The following is a 17,156-nucleotide window of genomic DNA, read 5'->3' on the forward strand; positions in this document are numbered from 1 at the left end:
GGATTGTCGGGCGCAAAAAACGCTGGATAAATTTTCAGTGGTTCGGATCGGCGGCTATCATACCCCGCTAATTAATCCCGCGCAGAACGGAGTACCTCAATGACACCTTTCGCCCTCATTTATACCCTGCATGTACTGGCGGCCCTGATCTGGGTCGGCGGCATGTTTTTCGCCTGGATGGTCCTGCGCCCCGCCGCCATGAAGGCACTTGAAGGACCTGCGCGATTGAAGCTCTGGGTAGAAGTGTTTCAAGGTTTTTTTGTCTGGGTCTGGGTCGCCGTGGTGATCTTGCCGATCAGTGGCGTCGGGCTGATTCACCTGCGCTTCAGCGGCTTTGAAACGGCACCGCGTTATGTACAGATAATGATGGGGCTGTACCTGGTGATGACCGCGTTGTTTATCCGGATTCAGGCGCTGAATCTACCGGAGTTGCGTAAAGCCGTGCTGGCTGAGGATTGGCCGGCGGGTGCGGCGATGCTGGGCAAGATTCGGCGTTTGGTGGGGATCAATCTGTTGCTGGGATTGTTGTTGGTGGCGGTGGCCTCGGCTCGGCCGATGTTCTGATTCCCCTCGCTGATCGTTCCCATGCTCTGCGTGGGAATGCCTCCGCGTCCCCTGTGACGCAGAGTGTCACGGGCTGCATTCCCACGGGGACCGTGGGAACGATCAGTCACACAGGCTGCTTACAACCGCTGCACCGTCACGGCACCTGGCGCTCCGGCAGGGCCTGGCTGACCTTGCACACCCGCCCGGCCACTCTTGCCACCGTCGGTACGGTAGACAAAGCAACCTTTGGCCTTGCCGCCCGCACCCGGTTTGCCACCGGCACCGGCTACGCCGCCGGCGCCACCGTCGACCAGCACCTTGATCTGCTGGGCCGGGTAATCACGCGGCAATTCCACACGCACCTGTGCGCCCGGCGCCCCGGCATGACCATCGCCACCATTATCGCCATCCGCCCCATGCCCGGCCTGGCCCCATGTGCAACCCGGCTCCTGGCCGTTGCCGCCATCGAGTCCTACGTAACCCGGCGCACCGGCACCGCCACGGGCATCCACCGACAACTCGGGAGCGTTCAGCGAGGCAATCCGCAGATTCAGGTTGCGCCCGGCGCGGGCGGCTTTGAGGTAAGTGCCCGGCGCGCCTCGCGAGGTGATCTGGCTGCCACTGGCAAGCTGCGCACGACTGATATTCAGTTGCAGAGCCTGTTCGCTGGGGACAATGGCGATCCGTGCCTCGCGGCCCAGACGCAACTCGCCAACGCTCAGTTCGGTCACGTTCGAGGGGATCAGCAGCGTGCCATTATCGGCGACTTCCAGGCGTTCCAGCTGCAAGGTACTGGCGGTATTGGGCAAACGCAGCAGCGAGTTGGTCTCGACCGTGACCACTTGAGCCATCGCCACTGGGCTGATCAAGGCGGCGAGCAGGCAGAGCTTACGCATGACGAACCTCCCCGGCGGCAGGGGCTGCAAGTGTTTGCACATGGAAAATACCGACAACGAGTATCTGCAAGCGATCACGCCACGGATGAGCCCGCTCTTTAAGGTTGCGGTTAAAGAGCACCAGCGCCACAACATGGGTCATCAGCAACAGACAACCGATCAGATTGATCATCAGATGAAACGGACCGATCAACGGGCTGATCAAATTGACCAGCACTACCAGCCAGAACAACAGGGTCAAACCCTTCCCCAAGCCCCAAAGCACCTTCATGTACGCCCCCGCAGATCATTATTCTTTGCGCGCACAGTACCGACTTCCGCAACGGATAAGCCAGAGGCCAACGAAAATTCTTCTGAACGGGCGGTTTAGAGCGTCGCAACTGCCGATCAGCGGTCCATGCCCCGTTCGACTCTACGGCTTTTTGCCACGTATTTACGGCAGGCCTCGCCATTGTCTGCAAACCGCCTCTAGGCTCGCACGTTCGGGCAGGCTAGTCTTCGCACATCTGATTGAGGATCTTCGATGACCGCAGGTATTTCTTCGCGCACGCCCCAGCAAGCACTCGCTGCCTTGCTCGACCGTTATGCGCCACAACGTCTGTTACTGATCGGCGCCAGCGACTTCCCCGCGCTCGAAGCTTTCAAGCTCGCGCACCCGGATGCCTGCGTCGCGCAAGCCGCGCCCGGCCCTTTGCCACCAGAGCTTGCCGCACAACGCTTCGACCTGGCGCTGGCACTCGACTGCCTTGAGCATCTGCCCAAACGCGATGGCCTGAACCTGCTCGGCGGAATTCGCAATCTCAACGCCAGCCGCGTCGCGGTGCTGGCGGACCTGAAAGCCTGCGGCTGGCAAGAAACCGACTTCTTTTCCCTGGCACTGCAGGCCAGCGAACGCTTCCAGCGTGACGAACAGGTCCTGACACTGTTTACCTACGATCTGCTTGACTACAAACAAGTGCCTGACTGGCTCAACTCACGGTTCTGGGCCAATCCGGAAAACTTCGGAAAATACTGGTGGTAACACGATGAGTACGTCCATTTGCCCGTGCGGCAGTGGCACCCTGCTGGATGCCTGCTGCGGCCACTACCACGCCGGCCACCCCGCGCCGTGCGCCGAAGCCTTGATGCGTTCGCGCTACAGCGCCTATGTGCTGGGCCTGATCGACTATCTGGTGGCCACCACCCTGCCCGCCCAACAGGCAGGACTGGATCGTCAGGCGATCAGCGAATGGAGCGCGCAAAGCACCTGGCTTGGCCTTGAGGTGGAAAGCTCCGAGGTCTTCGGCGGACAGCCCGAACATGCATTCGTCACCTTCACCGCACGCTGGCACGACAGCACCGGCGAGCACAGCCACCGCGAACGCTCATCCTTTGTGCAAAACGCCGGGCGCTGGTACTTCATCGACCCGACCGTGCAGCTCAAGGCCGGGCGCAATGATGCATGCCCCTGCGCCAGCGGGCAGAAATTCAAGAAGTGTTGTGCGAGTTATTTCACCGTTTGAGGCGATCTTTTGGGGCTAGACTGGGGTTCAAGGAGAAATACCACCATGACCCATCAGCAACGCGCCTTACGAATTGTCACCCTGTTCATGTTCCTGAGCCTCGGTGGCTGCGCGTCCTGGTTCGCTGATGACAGCCTCGACCCGCAAGTCCATCTGCTCAAAGTCGAAGTGGTGCGCGCCAAACTCCTTGAGCAGAAATTCATGCTCTACTTTCGCGTCGACAACCCCAACGACTCCAGTCTTACGGTTCGCGGCCTGGAGTACCGGATTCATTTAAGCGAGTTCCTGCTGGCCGAAGGCGAGGCCAGCGAATGGTTCACCGTCGACCCGAAAAGCAGCAGCTATTTTCAGGTGCCGATCCGCACCAACCTCTGGCAACACCTGCGCGAGGTAGTGAAATTGCTGAAGAAACCTGACCAGCCGATCCCCTATCGCCTGGAAGGGGAGTTGAAAACCGGATTATTCATCGGCAATGACGTGCACCAGGCCCGATATGGCGAGATAATTCCCGGCGATTTTATTCCGGAGTAACCTCGATGACCCAGCAACCCCATGTCCATGGCCCTGACTGCAACCACGATCACGACCATCACGACCATCATGATCACGACCATGGCCATGTTCACGGCCCGAACTGCGGCCACGCTCACCAGGAGCCGGTGCGCAATGCGTTGAAAGACGTTGGCCGCAACGACCCTTGCCCATGCGGCAACGGCAAGAAGTTCAAGAAGTGCCACGGCGCTTGATTTTCTAGCTGCACGCATCCCTTTGTTGGAGCGTGGCTTGCCCGCGACAGTCGATAACGCGGTCTGCCTGATATACCGAGGCGCCCCTTTCGCGGGTAAGCCACGCTCCCACAGGTTTTAATCAGCCATTAAAATATCCGTGGTGCGAACCACCGTCGCATACTCCCCGTGCAGATTGCCCAGCGACATGGCGTGCACCTCCTGCGCCGAATGCTTGTTGCCGAAAAAGTCGAGCTTGTCGAAGGTGTAGCAGGCGTCTTCCACGACCCAGGTTTCAAACCCCAGATTGCCCGCCGTACGCGCCGTGGACTCGACCGAGTTGTGGGTCGCCACGCCGACAATGACCAGTTGCTCGATCCCCGCCTCACGCAAACCCGCCGCTAGCGTCGTCCCGCTGAACGCATCGGGGACCTGTTTCTGGATCACACACTCGCCCAATTGCGGTTCGAACCGCTCCTGAAACTCGACACCCGACTGCTGCGGCCAGAACACCGATTCCGGCGAGCGGGACAAGTGCTGCACATGAATCACCGGCCGCGCGATGCGCCGCCATTCCCTCAACAACTCGGCCATCCGCTCCTCGGCGCCTGGATTGTTGCGCGGTCCCAGTTTGGGGTGGTGAATGCCTTTTTGCTGATCGATCAGAATAAGCACTGCGTTTGCCTGAAGTTCCATGGCGAGTTCTCTCTTGCACGGGTCATTGAATTTTCCACACTTGAGCATTACCTCTTCCTCCAGGCAAGTCATCGTGAACGCCAATCCCCTGAAAACAGCGCAGTCCCCTGTGGCGAGGGAGCTTGCTCCCGATGGGGCGCGAAGCGGCCCTGAAAATGGGACTGCTACGCAGTCCAGCGGGAGCAAGCTCCCTCGCCACGGGTACAGCGTCATTTCCTGTGATTTATCGGACAAACCTTGAAATAAGATCGGCACCCGCTTGCGCGGCCTTCTCCTGCTCACTAACGTAGCGCCTTTATTGCGCCTCTACTCCCGCAGGAGCTTTGCCATGGCCTCGCCAGCCTTTACATCTTTTCTTCCCCGGTTCGGCGTTGCCGCAGCAGTGGCCAGTGTGCTCAGCCTCACCGGTTGCCAGACCTGGAATGCCCAGGACAGCCTGCCACCCACCGCAGGCGTGCAGCCGCTCAAAGGGTTGGCGCAGAACGTTTCAGTGCGGCGCAATGCCATGGGCGTGCCGCTGATCGAAAGCAACACCTTCCACGACGCGCTGTTCACCCTCGGCTACGTACACGCCAGTGATCGCATCACCCAGATGGTCACCATGCGCCTGCTGGCCCAGGGCCGCCTGTCGGAGATGTCCGGCGCAGAGATGCTCGACGCTGACCGCTACATGCGTGCAGTCAACCTGAAGAAAAGTGCCGACGAACTCTACAAGGCCTCCTCGCCACGCCTGCAACGCTTCTTCGAAGTCTATGCACGCGGGGTCAACGCCTACCTGTTCCGCTATCGCGACAAGCTGCCGTCAGACCTGGCCGCCACTGGCTACAAGCCTGAATACTGGAAACCGGAAGATTCGGCGCTGATTTTCTGCCTGCTGAACTTCAGCCAGTCAGCCAACCTGCCGCAAGAAATCGCTTCGTTGGTGATGGCGCAAACCGTCTCCACAGACAAACTCCCGTGGCTGTTGCCGTCGTATCCGGACGAAAAGCTGCCACTCGCCGAAGCTGACAAGCTTAAAGGCGTGAAGCTCAACGGTACGATCCCGGGCCTGAGCGAACTCAGCAAAGCCGGCGACCAGTTGTCCGCATTGAATTTGCTCGGGGCCACGGCGTCGAGCAACTGGGCAATTGCCCCGCAGCGCAGTCGCAGCGGCAAGAGCCTGCTGGCCAGCGACAGCCAATTCCCGATTGGCGTGCCGTCGCTGTGGAACTACGTGCAGATCCGTTCGCCGAAGTACCAGGCGGCCGGGGTTTCCATTGCGGGCCTTCCGATGGTCCTCGCCGGTTTCAACGGTAAAGTGGCGTGGAGCATGACCGCGGTCATGGGCGATAACCAGGACCTGTTCCTTGAAAAGCTCAAGCGTCAAGGCAATGGCCTGAGCTACGAAGTCGCTGGCAAATGGCAGCCGGTGACAGTTCGCAACGAAACCTACTTCGTCAAAGGTCAGCGGCCGATTCGCGAAGCCGTGTACGAAACCCGCCACGGCCCGCTGCTCAACAGCGCCCAAGGCACCGCACTGGGTAATGGTTTCGGTCTGGCGTTGCAGATGCCGAGTTTTACCGACGACAAGAGCCTCGATGCCTTCTTCGACCTGTCCCGTGCACAGAGCGCAGAGAAAGCCTCGGACGCCAGCCGTGAAATCCGCGCTATCGCGCTGAACATGGTGTTCGCCGACGCCAGCCACATCGGCTGGCAAGTCACCGGGCGCTTCCCGAACCGCCGCGAAGGTGAAGGCCTGTTGCCATCGCCGGGCTGGGAAGGTCGTTACGACTGGGACGGTTACGCCGACCCGATGCTCCACCCTTATGACCAGGACCCGGCCCAAGGCTGGGTCGGCACCGCCAACCAGCGGGTCATCCCTCATGGTTACGGCATGCAGCTGTCCAACTCCTGGGCTGCGCCCGAGCGTGGCGAGCGCATCGCCGAGCTGGCGGCTGCAGGCAAGCACGACAGCCGCAGCATGATCGCGATGCAGTACGACCAGACCACGCTGTTCGCCGCCAAACTGAAAAAGATGTTTGAAGCGCCGGGCATGTCCCAGCCGCTGAAACAGGCGATTGACGCACTGCCTGCTGCCGAAGCCGGCAAAGCGCGCGAAGCTTACAGCCGCTTGATGGCGTTCGATGGCAAGCTCAGCCCGACCTCGGCCGACGCAGCGATCTATGAACTGTTCCTGCAAGAGAGCATGAAGCAGATCTTCCTCGACGAGCTCGGCCCAGAGTCCAGCCCGACGTGGAAGGCCTTCGTCGCCAACGGCAAATTGTCCTACTCGGCCCAGGCCGACCATTTGCTGGGCCGCGAAGACAGCCCGTTCTGGGATGACCTGCGCACGCAGCAGAAAGAAGATAAACCGACCATTCTCGCCCGTAGCCTGGCCGCGGCCATTACCGCCGGCGAGAGCCAGATGGGTGCCGACCACAAAGCCTGGCAGTGGGGCAAACTGCACCACTACGAATGGAAAAACAGCCGTGGCCAGACCGTGCGTGGCGCCATGTCAGCCGGAGGTGACCACACCACATTGAATGCTGCCGCGTACACGTGGGGGCAGGATTTCAACGTGACGCTGGTGCCGGCGATGCGTTTCATTGTCGACTTCGGCCAGGCCGAACCGCTGATGGGTCAGAGCGGCACCGGCCAATCCGGCAACCCGGCCAGCCCGAACTATATCGACAGCATCGACCCGTGGCTCAAAGGCCAATACATGAGCTTGCCGATGCAACCGCAGAACTTCGACAAGGTGTATGGCAAAACGCGGCTGACCCTGGTACCGGGTAAGTAACGCGAGAGTGATCTGTGACAGGGGAGCTTGCTTCCTCGTCACGGATCGCCCTACGTTGGTGCGACAAATTGTTAACGCCCGTTTTTGGGCACGATTCCTTTCCAGACGTGTCTTGAATCATCTTTTAAAACGCTTGTTCGGGACTCTGGTTCGGAAATTGCTACTTTCATAAGGTCTTACGCTTTCCAGTAACAATAATTTCGCGCCACAAGCGCTCAAATTGGTTCTTAGGGATTTAATAATGAAAAAAGCATTGCTGACCCTTTCTGCACTGGCGTTGTGCATGGCCGCTGGTTCCGCACTGGCCAAGGAATACAAAGAACTGCGTTTTGGCGTTGACCCTTCCTACGCTCCGTTCGAGTCCAAAGCGGCCGACGGCAGCCTGGTGGGCTTCGACATCGATCTGGGCAACGCGATCTGCGCCGAGCTGAAGGTCAAGTGCAAATGGGTCGAAAGCGATTTCGACGGCATGATTCCGGGCCTCAAGGCCAATAAATTCGACGGTGTGATCTCTTCGATGACCGTCACCGAAGCCCGCGAAAAAGTCATCGACTTCTCCAGCGAGCTGTTCTCCGGCCCGACCGCACTGGTCTACAAGAAAGGCTCCGGCATTTCTGACGTGGCCTCGCTCAAGGGTAAAAAGGTCGGCTACGAGCAAGGCACCATCCAGGAAGCCTACGCCAAGGCCGTGCTGGACAAGGCTGGCGTGACCACTCAGGCCTACGCCAACCAGGACCAGGTCTACGCTGACCTGACTTCCGGTCGTCTGGACGCCTCGATCCAGGACATGCTGCAAGCCCAACTGGGCTTTTTGAAGTCGCCACAAGGCGCTGCTTACGAAGTCAGCAAGCCGGTCAACGATCCTTTGCTGCCAGCCAAAACAGCTGTCGGTATCTCGAAAGGTAACAAAGAGCTCAAAGCCCTTCTCGATAAAGGTATCAAAGCGTTACACGATGATGGCACCTACGCGACCATTCAAAAGAAACACTTTGGTGATCTGAATCTGTACAGCGGCAAATAATGCCCGGCGCCCATCCTCGTGATGGGCGCTTTTTTCACGTTATCGGGTCGCAGATTTTATGTTTGAACAGCTGTTACAAAACCTCGGGCTTTCTGCCTTCAGCTTGAAGGGCTTTGGCCCGCTGCTGATGCAAGGCACCTGGATGACCATCAAATTATCGGTATTGTCGCTGCTGGTGGCCGTGTTGCTCGGCCTGCTCGGCGCCACTGCCAAACTCTCCAGCGTCAAATTGCTGCGGGTTCCGGCCCAGATCTACACCACACTGATTCGCGGCGTGCCGGACCTGGTACTGATGCTGCTGATTTTCTACAGCCTGCAAACCTGGCTGACCTCCCTTACCGACCTGATGGAATGGGAGTACATCGAAATCAACCCGTTCAGCGCCGGGGTCATCACCCTGGGCTTCATCTATGGTGCGTATTTCACCGAGACCTTTCGCGGCGCGATTCTCGCCGTCCCACGGGGTCAGGTCGAAGCCGCCACTGCTTATGGCCTCAAGCGCGGACAGCGGTTTCGCTTCGTGGTGTTCCCGCAGATGATGCGCTTCGCCCTGCCGGGCATCGGTAACAACTGGATGGTGATGCTCAAGGCCACTGCGCTGGTGTCGATCATCGGCCTGGCGGACCTGGTCAAAGCGGCTCAGGACGCCGGTAAAAGCTCCTATCAACTGTTTTACTTCCTGGTGTTGGCCGCCTTGATTTATCTGCTGATCACCAGCGCTTCGAACTTTGTCCTGCGCAGGCTTGAACGCCGTTATGCCGCCGGTGCCCGGGAGGCCGTACGATGATCGAACTTCTACAGGACTACTGGAAACCGTTCCTTTATACCGACGGTTACCACATTACTGGCCTGGCGATGACCATGTGGCTGCTCAGCGCCTCGATCTTTATCGGTTTCCTGGTGTCGATTCCGCTGTCGATTGCCCGGGTTTCCAGCAAGCTCTATGTGCGCTGGCCGGTGCAGTTCTACACCTACCTGTTCCGTGGCACACCGCTGTATATCCAGCTGCTGATTTGCTACACCGGGATCTACAGCCTGGCCGCGGTCCGCGCGCAACCGGTTCTCGATGCGTTCTTTCGCGATGCGATGAACTGCACCATCCTGGCCTTTGCCCTGAACACCTGCGCCTACACCACGGAGATTTTCGCCGGGGCGATTCGCAGCATGAACCACGGTGAAGTCGAAGCCGCCAAAGCCTACGGCCTGACGGGCTGGAAGCTCTATGCCTACGTGATCATGCCGTCAGCCCTGCGCCGTTCGCTGCCGTACTACAGCAACGAAGTGATCCTGATGCTGCACTCGACCACTGTAGCCTTCACCGCCACCGTCCCGGACGTATTGAAAGTGGCGCGGGATGCCAACTCGGCGACCTTCCTGACTTTTCAATCGTTCGGCATTGCCGCGCTGATTTACCTGACCGTCACCTTTGCGCTGGTCGGCCTGTTCCGACTGGCCGAACGCCGATGGCTGGCGTTCCTCGGGCCGACTCACTAGCTCTCCAGCTTCAGGACACAAAAGCAAATGCGCCACCAGATCCATGACCTGCTTGCCCCACTGCCGGGTACTGCACGACAGATCCACAGCTTCCACTTCGGCCCGCCCCAGGCCAAAGGCAAGATCTACATCCAGTCCTCGCTGCACGCCGACGAAATGCCCGGCATGCTGGTGGCCTGGCACCTCAAGCTGCGTCTGGCGGAGCTCGAAGCCGCCGGCCGTCTGCGCAGCGAGATCGTGCTGGTGCCCGTGGCCAACCCGATTGGCCTCGAACAAGTGCTGATGGACGTACCACTGGGGCGCTATGAGCTGGAAAGCGGACAGAATTTCAACCGCTGGTTCGTTGACCTCGGTGAAGAAGTTGGTAATGAGATCGAAGGACAACTGAACGACGACCCGCAACACAACCTCGAGTTGATCCGCAGCGGCCTGCGCAATGCACTGGCTCGGCAAACCGCCAGCACTCAACTGCAATCCCAGCGCCTGACCCTGCAAACACTGGCCTGCGACGCGGATATGGTGCTGGACCTGCATTGTGATTTCGAAGCCGTTGCACACCTGTACACCACGCCCGAGGCCTGGCCACAAGTCGAGCCACTGGCGCGCTACATCGGCGCCGAAGCCAGCCTGCTGGCCACCGACTCCGGCGGTCATTCGTTCGACGAGTGTTTCACTCTGGTCTGGTGGCAAATGCAGGAGCGCTTCGGTGAGCACTTCGACATTCCGCTGGGCAGTTTCTCGGTGACCGTCGAATTACGCGGTCAAGGCGACGTCAATCATCCGCTGGCCAGCCTCGATTGCCAGGCACTGATCGACTATCTGGTTCATTTCGGCGCAATCGAAGGTGAAGCAGCGCCCTTGCCCGAACTGCCCTACCCAGCCACTCCACTGGCCGCAGTAGAACCGGTTGCAACCCCGGCCGGCGGTTTGCTGGTGTACCACGTGCTGCCGGGCGAGTACCTGGAGGCGGGACAACTGATCGCCGAAATCATCGACCCGATCGGCGATCGCGTGACCCCGGTTCATTGCGCCAACGCCGGCCTGCTCTACGCCCGTTCGACTCGCCGAATGGCCACCGCAGGCATGGTGATCGCCCATGTTGCAGGCCTCGAAGCCTATCGCACCGGCTACCTACTTTCGCCTTGAGGATGCACGCCCCATGTACAAACTGACCATCGAAGGCCTGCATAAATGCTACGGCACTCATGAAGTGCTCAAAGGCGTTTCGCTCAAGGCCAAGACCGGTGACGTGATCAGCCTGATCGGCGCCAGCGGCTCGGGCAAAAGCACCTTTTTGCGCTGCATCAACTTTCTCGAACAACCCAACGACGGCGCCATGAGCCTGGACGGTCAAGCGGTCCGCATGATCAAGGACCACCACGGCATGCGGGTGGCCGATGAAGCCGAGCTGCAACGAATCCGTACCCGACTGGCAATGGTGTTCCAGCACTTCAATCTGTGGAGCCACATGACCGTGCTGGAAAACATCACCATGGCCCCGCGCCGGGTGCTGGGTGTCAGCAAGAAGGACGCCGAAGATCGCGCCCGGCGTTATCTGGACAAGGTCGGCCTGGCGGCACGTGTGGCGGATCAATACCCGGCGTTCCTGTCCGGCGGCCAGCAACAGCGAGTGGCGATTGCCCGCGCACTGGCGATGGAGCCGGAAGTCATGCTGTTCGACGAACCGACCTCGGCGCTAGACCCGGAGCTGGTGGGTGAAGTGCTCAAGGTGATCCAGGGACTGGCCGAAGAAGGCCGGACCATGATCATGGTGACCCACGAAATGAGCTTCGCCCGCAAAGTCTCGAATCAGGTGCTGTTCCTGCATCAGGGGCTGGTAGAGGAAGAAGGTGCGCCTGAAGACGTGCTCGGCAACCCGAAGAGCGAACGCCTCAAGCAATTCCTCAGCGGCAACCTCAAGTAACGCCCCCTGCCCTTGTAGGAGCATGGCTTGCCCGCGATGGGCACAATGCGGTCCATCAGATAAACCGCGTTATCGTTCATCGCGGGCAAGCCTTGCTCCCACAGGGATCAAACCAACCACGGGCCATTGAATTTCGATGCGGGAAATCAGGCAACCGGCGCGGGAGGCGGCTTATCCGGCAAGGTGGGTTCGCCAGGCTCGCCAGGTTCGGTCGGTTGTTCGTTCGGGGTATCGGGGTCGGGCTGACCAGGGATTCCGCCGGCCTGCGTGACAGGCGGATGAGCCAGCAATGACCAGGCCAGCAGGCCCACTTGATTGGGCTCAAGCCTTGCCAGTTCGGCACTTATTCGCGGATCGATCTTCATGAAGCACTCCTGAGCGATGGCCCGATGCGCCTTGCGCGCATCGGAGCAGTACACCCCATAGAGTGTACGCCCGCTCAGGAATTCCAACGGTTTGTCAGACGGCTGACTCAGGTACGCGGCAGGGTCACGCCACGCTGGCCCTGGTACTTGCCACCACGGTCCTTGTAGGACACTTCACATTCTTCGTCAGACTCGAAGAACAGCATCTGCGCCACACCCTCGTTGGCGTAGATCTTCGCAGGCAACGTGGTGGTGTTCGAGAACTCCAGGGTCACGTGACCTTCCCACTCCGGTTCCAGCGGCGTGACGTTGACGATGATGCCGCAACGAGCGTAGGTGCTCTTACCCAGGCAGATCGTCAGTACATTGCGCGGAATACGGAAGAACTCGACGGTACGCGCCAGCGCGAAAGAGTTCGGCGGAATGATGCACACATCGCTTTTGACGTCGACGAAGCTCTTCTCATCAAAGTTTTTCGGATCGACAGTCGCCGAATTGATGTTGGTGAACACCTTGAATTCATCGGCGCAACGCACGTCATAGCCATAGCTCGATACGCCGAAGGAAATCAACCGATCGGCGCCTTCGCCACGCATCTGGCGCTCTACGAACGGCTCGATCATGCCGTGCTCTTGCGCCATGCGGCGAATCCACTTGTCCGATTTGATGCTCATGGCGGGGGTGTCCTGAATAGCGAGGTGGAAAAATTCTGTCCGGCATCTTACCGGGGCGCGCCGCCGGTTCAAAGTCCGGGGCACAATTCTCGCCGATCCCCCACGACTTCCGGGCCTTCGCGGCAATACGGCGCACCGTCAGTCATGAAAACAGAGAAACCTTCGCAAAGACCATTGGCACGTTCAGGAAAAAGGGTTAAGGTGGCGCCACTGTGCTGCTTGTGTCACTGAGAATCTCTACACGATATGTTGAATTTCGATCCAACCATCTACAAGAATTTTTCCTGCTCTTTGCACTCAGTCTCGGCCAGGGTTCTTCCTGAGTCGCAGTTATCTTTGTTCAAGGAGTTACACCATGTCTAATCGCCAAACCGGTACCGTTAAGTGGTTCAACGATGAAAAAGGCTTCGGCTTCATCACTCCACAATCCGGTGACGACCTGTTCGTTCACTTCAAAGCTATCCAATCCGACGGCTTCAAAAGCCTGAAAGAAGGCCAACAGGTTTCTTTCATCGCTACCCGCGGTCAGAAAGGCATGCAAGCTGAAGAAGTTCAAGTTATCTAACTTGTCCTGATTTAGTAAAAAGCCCCGCCCTCAAAAGCGGGGCTTTTTTGTGCCCGTCTGTTTTTTACCGGGCCACACCCGATTTGGCGAGATTTTCATTCGCTCACGGAAGACTTACTCTGGATGCAGCCTCAACACCCTCATCAGGAAGCGGCAACGTGACTGACGCCAACCATGAAACCGAGACCCCGGCACAGATGCGCCGAACCACGCTCTACCTGACCCTGGCCCAGGTTCCGGAAGGCAAAGTGGTGAGTTACGGCCAGCTCGCCGAACTGGCAGGCCTGGGGCGGGCGGCGCGCTGGGTGGGTCGCACATTGAGTCAATTACCCGGCGACACCAAGCTGTCCTGGCATCGCGTATTGGCTGCCGGCGGTCGCCTCAGTTTGCCGGCGGGAAGCCCCTCCGGCGATGAACAGCGGGCACGGCTGCGCATGGAAGGTGTCAGCATCCTGAACAATCGTGTTGATATTCAGCGTCATGGCTGGCGTCCGGTAGAGCACAGCGGTTAGAGTGCGCGCTTTGTTTTCGCAATTTTGAGGCAGACTCCAGCCCATGCCCCGTAAAACCTGGCGCGCCGCGCTCGCTGCTTATGCCAGCCCCTCGACGCTCGTACTATTGCTACTGGGTTTCGCCGCTGGCCTACCCTACATGCTGGTGTTCTCAACGCTATCCGTCTGGCTGCGTGAGGCCGGCGTAGCCCGTGAAACGATTGGTTATGCCAGCCTGATCGGGCTGGCCTATGCGTTTAAATGGGTGTGGTCGCCACTTCTCGACCAGTGGCGCCTGCCATTGCTCGGCAAACTCGGTCGACGACGCTCCTGGCTGGTCCTGGCGCAAATACTGCTGGTCCTCGGCCTGATCGGCATGGGTTTCTGCGACCCGCAAAAGCACCTGTCCTGGCTGATTGCAATTGCCGTTCTGGTCGCGTTCGCCTCTGCCACCCAGGACATTGCCGTCGACGCCTATCGCCTGGAAATTGTCGACGACACGCGCCAGGCTGCATTGGCTGCCAGTTATATGTCCGGCTATCGGGTCGCGGCGCTCCTGGCGACAGCCGGCGCATTGTTCATTGCCGAAGGTTTCGGCTCCACCGGGTTCAACTACAAACACTCGGCCTGGACCGGCACCTACGCGCTGTTCGGCCTGCTGATGATCCCGGCGCTGGTGACCACCCTGCTGATGCGCGAACCTCCCGTGCCGCTGCGTACCCAGCTGTCCGCCGGGCGCTACAGCTTTGTGCACCAACTCGCGTCGGTATTCGTACTCATCGTTTTGCTGGTATCCGTACCCGCGATGTTTACCCAGCTCTACAACACTGATTTCGCCAGCGTCATCACGGGCGCCATGAGCCCATTGGATCTGCTGCTGGAAGATCGGGCATTTCTACGGGCGCTGCTCTACATCATCCTGACCAGCCTGTGCCTCTCCACCATGGGCCGTCGCGGCCTGGCCCCGGTGCTGACGCCCGTCAACGACTTCGTTGTCCGCTACCGCTGGCAGGCCTTTCTGCTGCTGGGCCTGATCGCCACCTATCGAATGTCCGACACCGTGATGGGCGTAATGGCCAACGTGTTTTACATCGACCTGGGCTTCACCAAGGATCAGATCGCCGGCGTCAGCAAGATCTTCGGCCTGATCATGACCCTGATAGGCGCCGGCATGGGTGGCCTGCTGATCGTGCGTTTCGGCATCCTGCCGATTCTGTTCATCGGCGGGTTCGCATCAGCCGCTACCAACCTGCTGTTTGTGATGCTCGCCGACATGGGCGCCAACCTGGAGATGCTGATCGTCACCATCTCCCTCGACAACTTCAGTTCGGGCATGGCGACCTCGGCCTTCGTCGCCTACCTGTCGAGCCTGACCAACCTGAAGTTTTCCGCGACCCAGTACGCCCTGCTCAGCTCGATCATGCTCCTGCTGCCACGCCTGATCGGCGGCTACTCCGGAGTCATGGTGGAGAAATACGGCTATCACAACTTCTTCATCATCACGACCCTGCTTGGCGTGCCGACCCTGCTGTTGATCGCCCTGCACTGGTTCCAGGAAAACCGCCGCGAAGGTCCGACACCAACACCCGAGCCGGCCCAGACCACCACCGCCGTCGAAGAGTCGTAGCGCCTTGAGTGCGGAGTTTTCTCCGCACTCAAGCCACACCGCCGGCCGCAATCCTGTACGCCAGCAAATCTCGCCCGTACAATGCTTCGTCATTTCTAGTCTTCAGCAACCGACAACGGCCTACCATGCGCACCAGTCAATTTTTGCTCGCCACACAGAAAGAAACGCCTTCCGATGCGGTCGTCGTCAGCCATCAGTTGATGCTGCGCGCCGGCATGATCCGCAAACTCGCCTCCGGCCTGTACACCTGGCTGCCGATGGGCTTGCGAGTGATGCGCAAGGTCGAAGCCGTCGTTCGCGAAGAAATGAACGCCGCCGGCTCTCTCGAAGTGTTGATGCCGAGCACTCAACCGGCTGAGCTGTGGCAGGAATCCGGTCGCTGGGAAGAGTACGGCCCTGAACTGCTGCGCTTCAAGGATCGTCACGGTCGCGATTTCTGCGCCGGCCCGACTCACGAAGAAGTGATCACCGACCTGATGCGCAATGAGTTGAGCAGCTACAAGCAGCTGCCGATCAACCTGTACCAGATCCAGACCAAATTCCGTGACGAAATCCGCCCACGCTTCGGCTTGATGCGCGGTCGCGAATTCATCATGAAGGACGCCTACTCCTTCCACGCTGATCAGGCATCGCTGCAGGTCACTTACGACCGCATGCACCAGGCGTACTGCAATGTGTTCACCCGCCTGGGCCTGAAGTTCCGCCCTGTAGAAGCCGACAACGGCTCCATCGGCGGCGCCGGCTCCCACGAGTTCCACGTACTGGCCGAATCCGGTGAAGACGACATCGTCTTCAGCAACGGTTCCGACTACGCAGCGAACATCGAGAAAGCCGAAGCCGTGCCACGGGAAACCTCGCGCGCCGCACCGACTGAAGAACTGCGACTGGTCGACACCCCGAACGCCAAGACCATTGCGCAACTGGTCGAAGGCTTCAATCTGCCAATCGAAAAAACCATCAAGACCCTGGTGGTTCACGCAGAAGAGAAAGGCAAGCTGATTGCCCTGATCATCCGTGGCGACCACGAACTGAACGAAATCAAGGCCGCCAACCAGCCTGGCGTCGCCAGTCCGCTGGTCATGGCCTCTGAAGCCGAACTGCGTGACGCCATCGGCGCTGGCGCAGGCTCCCTTGGCCCGCTGAACCTGCCGCTGCCAATCATCATCGACCGCTCCGTCGAGCTGATGAGCGACTTCGGCATCGGTGCCAACATCGACGACAAGCACTACTTCGGCGTGAACTGGGAGCGTGATCTGCCAGTACCGACCGTTGCCGACCTGCGTAACGTCGTGGCCGGTGACCCGAGCCCTGACGGCAAAGGCACCCTGGAAATCAAGCGCGGCATCGAAGTCGGGCACATTTTCCAGCTGGGCAACAAGTACAGCAAAGCGATGAAGTGCGAAGTACTCGGCGAGAACGGCAAGCCGGTAACCCTGGAAATGGGTTGCTACGGCATCGGCGTGTCCCGCGTAGTCGCGGCGGCCATCGAGCAGAACAACGACGAGAAAGGCATCATCTGGAGCGACAGCCTCGCACCATTCCAGATCGCCCTGGTGCCATTGCGCTACGAGACCGACCTGGTTCGCGAAGCCACCGACAAGCTCTACGCAGAACTGACTGCGGCTGGCTTCGAAGTGCTGCTGGACGATCGCGACAAGAAAACCAGCCCGGGCATCAAGTTCGCGGACATGGAGCTGATCGGCATTCCTCACCGGATCGTGGTCAGTGACCGTGGCCTCGCCGACGGCAACCTGGAATACAAGAGCCGTACCGAGGCCGAGCCGCAAGCGCTTCCGGTCGCTGACGTACTGTCGTTCCTCCAGGCTCGTATCCGCCGCTGACACCAGATAG

The 17,156-nt window shown here is 59.5% G+C and carries 20 protein-coding genes; 15 read left to right on the plus strand and 5 right to left on the minus strand.

Features of this window, described 5'->3' with window-relative positions; translation table 11 throughout:
* Positions 1-99: 99 nt before the first annotated feature.
* A complete protein-coding gene (locus KRR23_RS00845; protein WP_123582479.1) occupies positions 100-564 on the plus strand; it encodes a CopD family protein in 465 nt (154 codons plus the stop codon).
* A gap of 119 nt (positions 565-683) precedes the next feature.
* Here the strand turns inward: KRR23_RS00845 and KRR23_RS00850 are convergent, their stop codons facing one another.
* A complete protein-coding gene (locus KRR23_RS00850; RefSeq protein WP_216740969.1) occupies positions 684-1,442 on the minus strand; it encodes a collagen-like protein in 759 nt (252 codons plus the stop codon).
* Positions 1,435-1,713: a DUF1145 domain-containing protein gene (locus KRR23_RS00855; RefSeq protein ID WP_216740970.1), complete on the minus strand. Its 279-nt coding sequence runs from the start codon at positions 1,711-1,713 to the stop codon at positions 1,435-1,437. Before KRR23_RS00855 ends, KRR23_RS00850 begins: the two co-directional genes overlap by 8 nt.
* A 252-nt stretch (positions 1,714-1,965) precedes the next feature.
* On the opposite strand from KRR23_RS00855, the gene KRR23_RS00860 reads away from it, so the two are divergent.
* The 4 genes from KRR23_RS00860 to KRR23_RS00875 are packed head-to-tail and all read left to right on the plus strand — an operon-like array spanning position 1,966 to position 3,690.
* On the plus strand, positions 1,966-2,463 hold the full coding sequence (locus KRR23_RS00860) for a DUF6231 family protein (protein ID WP_216740971.1): 498 nt from the start codon (positions 1,966-1,968) through the stop codon (positions 2,461-2,463).
* A 4-nt stretch (positions 2,464-2,467) separates the two neighbouring features.
* Positions 2,468-2,944, plus strand: coding sequence for a YchJ family protein (locus tag KRR23_RS00865; RefSeq protein WP_216740972.1), 477 nt, complete (start codon positions 2,468-2,470; stop codon positions 2,942-2,944).
* 45 nt (positions 2,945-2,989) lie between these two features.
* On the plus strand, positions 2,990-3,475 hold the full coding sequence (locus tag KRR23_RS00870) for an LEA type 2 family protein (protein ID WP_216740973.1): 486 nt from the start codon (positions 2,990-2,992) through the stop codon (positions 3,473-3,475).
* Between the two features lie 5 nt (positions 3,476-3,480).
* Positions 3,481-3,690 (plus strand): SEC-C metal-binding domain-containing protein, encoded by a 210-nt coding sequence (locus KRR23_RS00875; RefSeq protein WP_007906737.1) that lies wholly within the window; start codon positions 3,481-3,483, stop codon positions 3,688-3,690.
* 117 nt (positions 3,691-3,807) lie between these two features.
* Here KRR23_RS00875 and KRR23_RS00880 read toward each other — a convergent pair whose 3' ends face one another.
* A complete protein-coding gene (locus tag KRR23_RS00880) occupies positions 3,808-4,365 on the minus strand; it encodes a cysteine hydrolase family protein (protein WP_216740974.1) in 558 nt (185 codons plus the stop codon).
* Between the two features lie 328 nt (positions 4,366-4,693).
* On the opposite strand from KRR23_RS00880, the gene KRR23_RS00885 reads away from it, so the two are divergent.
* The 6 genes from KRR23_RS00885 (at position 4,694) to KRR23_RS00910 (ending at position 11,583) form a co-directional block, all read left to right on the plus strand.
* Positions 4,694-7,144 carry a penicillin acylase family protein gene (locus KRR23_RS00885; RefSeq protein ID WP_216740975.1) on the plus strand — a complete coding sequence of 817 codons (2,451 nt, stop codon included), beginning with the start codon at positions 4,694-4,696 and terminating at the stop codon, positions 7,142-7,144.
* 241 nt (positions 7,145-7,385) lie between these two features.
* On the plus strand, positions 7,386-8,165 hold the full coding sequence (locus KRR23_RS00890) for a transporter substrate-binding domain-containing protein (protein WP_145020364.1): 780 nt from the start codon (positions 7,386-7,388) through the stop codon (positions 8,163-8,165).
* A gap of 58 nt (positions 8,166-8,223) precedes the next feature.
* Positions 8,224-8,952, plus strand: coding sequence for an ABC transporter permease (locus KRR23_RS00895; RefSeq protein ID WP_054595991.1), 729 nt, complete (start codon positions 8,224-8,226; stop codon positions 8,950-8,952).
* The gene (locus KRR23_RS00900) at positions 8,949-9,659 is read left to right on the plus strand and encodes an ABC transporter permease (protein WP_054595990.1); all 711 of its coding nucleotides are present in this window, start codon (positions 8,949-8,951) and stop codon (positions 9,657-9,659) included. Before KRR23_RS00895 ends, KRR23_RS00900 begins: the two co-directional genes overlap by 4 nt.
* 27 nt (positions 9,660-9,686) lie before the next feature.
* Positions 9,687-10,805 (plus strand): succinylglutamate desuccinylase/aspartoacylase family protein, encoded by a 1,119-nt coding sequence (locus tag KRR23_RS00905; RefSeq protein ID WP_216740976.1) that lies wholly within the window; start codon positions 9,687-9,689, stop codon positions 10,803-10,805.
* 13 nt (positions 10,806-10,818) lie between these two features.
* Positions 10,819-11,583, plus strand: coding sequence for an ABC transporter ATP-binding protein (locus KRR23_RS00910; RefSeq protein ID WP_216740977.1), 765 nt, complete (start codon positions 10,819-10,821; stop codon positions 11,581-11,583).
* A 146-nt stretch (positions 11,584-11,729) separates the two neighbouring features.
* On the opposite strand, the gene KRR23_RS00915 is transcribed toward KRR23_RS00910, so the two are convergent.
* Together KRR23_RS00915 and dcd are read right to left on the minus strand one after the other, a co-directional pair.
* Positions 11,730-11,948 (minus strand): hypothetical protein, encoded by a 219-nt coding sequence (locus KRR23_RS00915; protein ID WP_216740978.1) that lies wholly within the window; start codon positions 11,946-11,948, stop codon positions 11,730-11,732.
* 107 nt (positions 11,949-12,055) lie between these two features.
* Positions 12,056-12,622 (minus strand): dCTP deaminase, encoded by a 567-nt coding sequence (gene dcd / locus KRR23_RS00920; protein WP_019692149.1) that lies wholly within the window; start codon positions 12,620-12,622, stop codon positions 12,056-12,058.
* A gap of 355 nt (positions 12,623-12,977) precedes the next feature.
* Between dcd and KRR23_RS00925 the strand changes: the two genes are divergently transcribed.
* From KRR23_RS00925 to KRR23_RS00940, 4 genes are all read left to right on the plus strand, one after another.
* Entirely contained in the window at positions 12,978-13,187 is a 210-nt protein-coding gene (locus tag KRR23_RS00925) for a cold-shock protein (protein WP_002554837.1), read from the plus strand.
* Between the two features lie 197 nt (positions 13,188-13,384).
* Positions 13,385-13,699, plus strand: coding sequence for an MGMT family protein (locus KRR23_RS00930; RefSeq protein WP_253911889.1), 315 nt, complete (start codon positions 13,385-13,387; stop codon positions 13,697-13,699).
* Positions 13,700-13,742: 43 nt separating this feature from the next.
* The gene (locus KRR23_RS00935; RefSeq protein ID WP_103315464.1) at positions 13,743-15,305 is read left to right on the plus strand and encodes an AmpG family muropeptide MFS transporter; all 1,563 of its coding nucleotides are present in this window, start codon (positions 13,743-13,745) and stop codon (positions 15,303-15,305) included.
* Positions 15,306-15,430: 125 nt separating this feature from the next.
* A complete protein-coding gene (locus KRR23_RS00940; protein ID WP_216740980.1) occupies positions 15,431-17,146 on the plus strand; it encodes a proline--tRNA ligase in 1,716 nt (571 codons plus the stop codon).
* Positions 17,147-17,156: the final 10 nt, after the last annotated feature.

Source organism: Pseudomonas sp. CVAP#3, from assembly GCF_018986375.1.
In the GTDB taxonomy this organism is placed as follows: domain Bacteria; phylum Pseudomonadota; class Gammaproteobacteria; order Pseudomonadales; family Pseudomonadaceae; genus Aquipseudomonas; species Aquipseudomonas helvetica.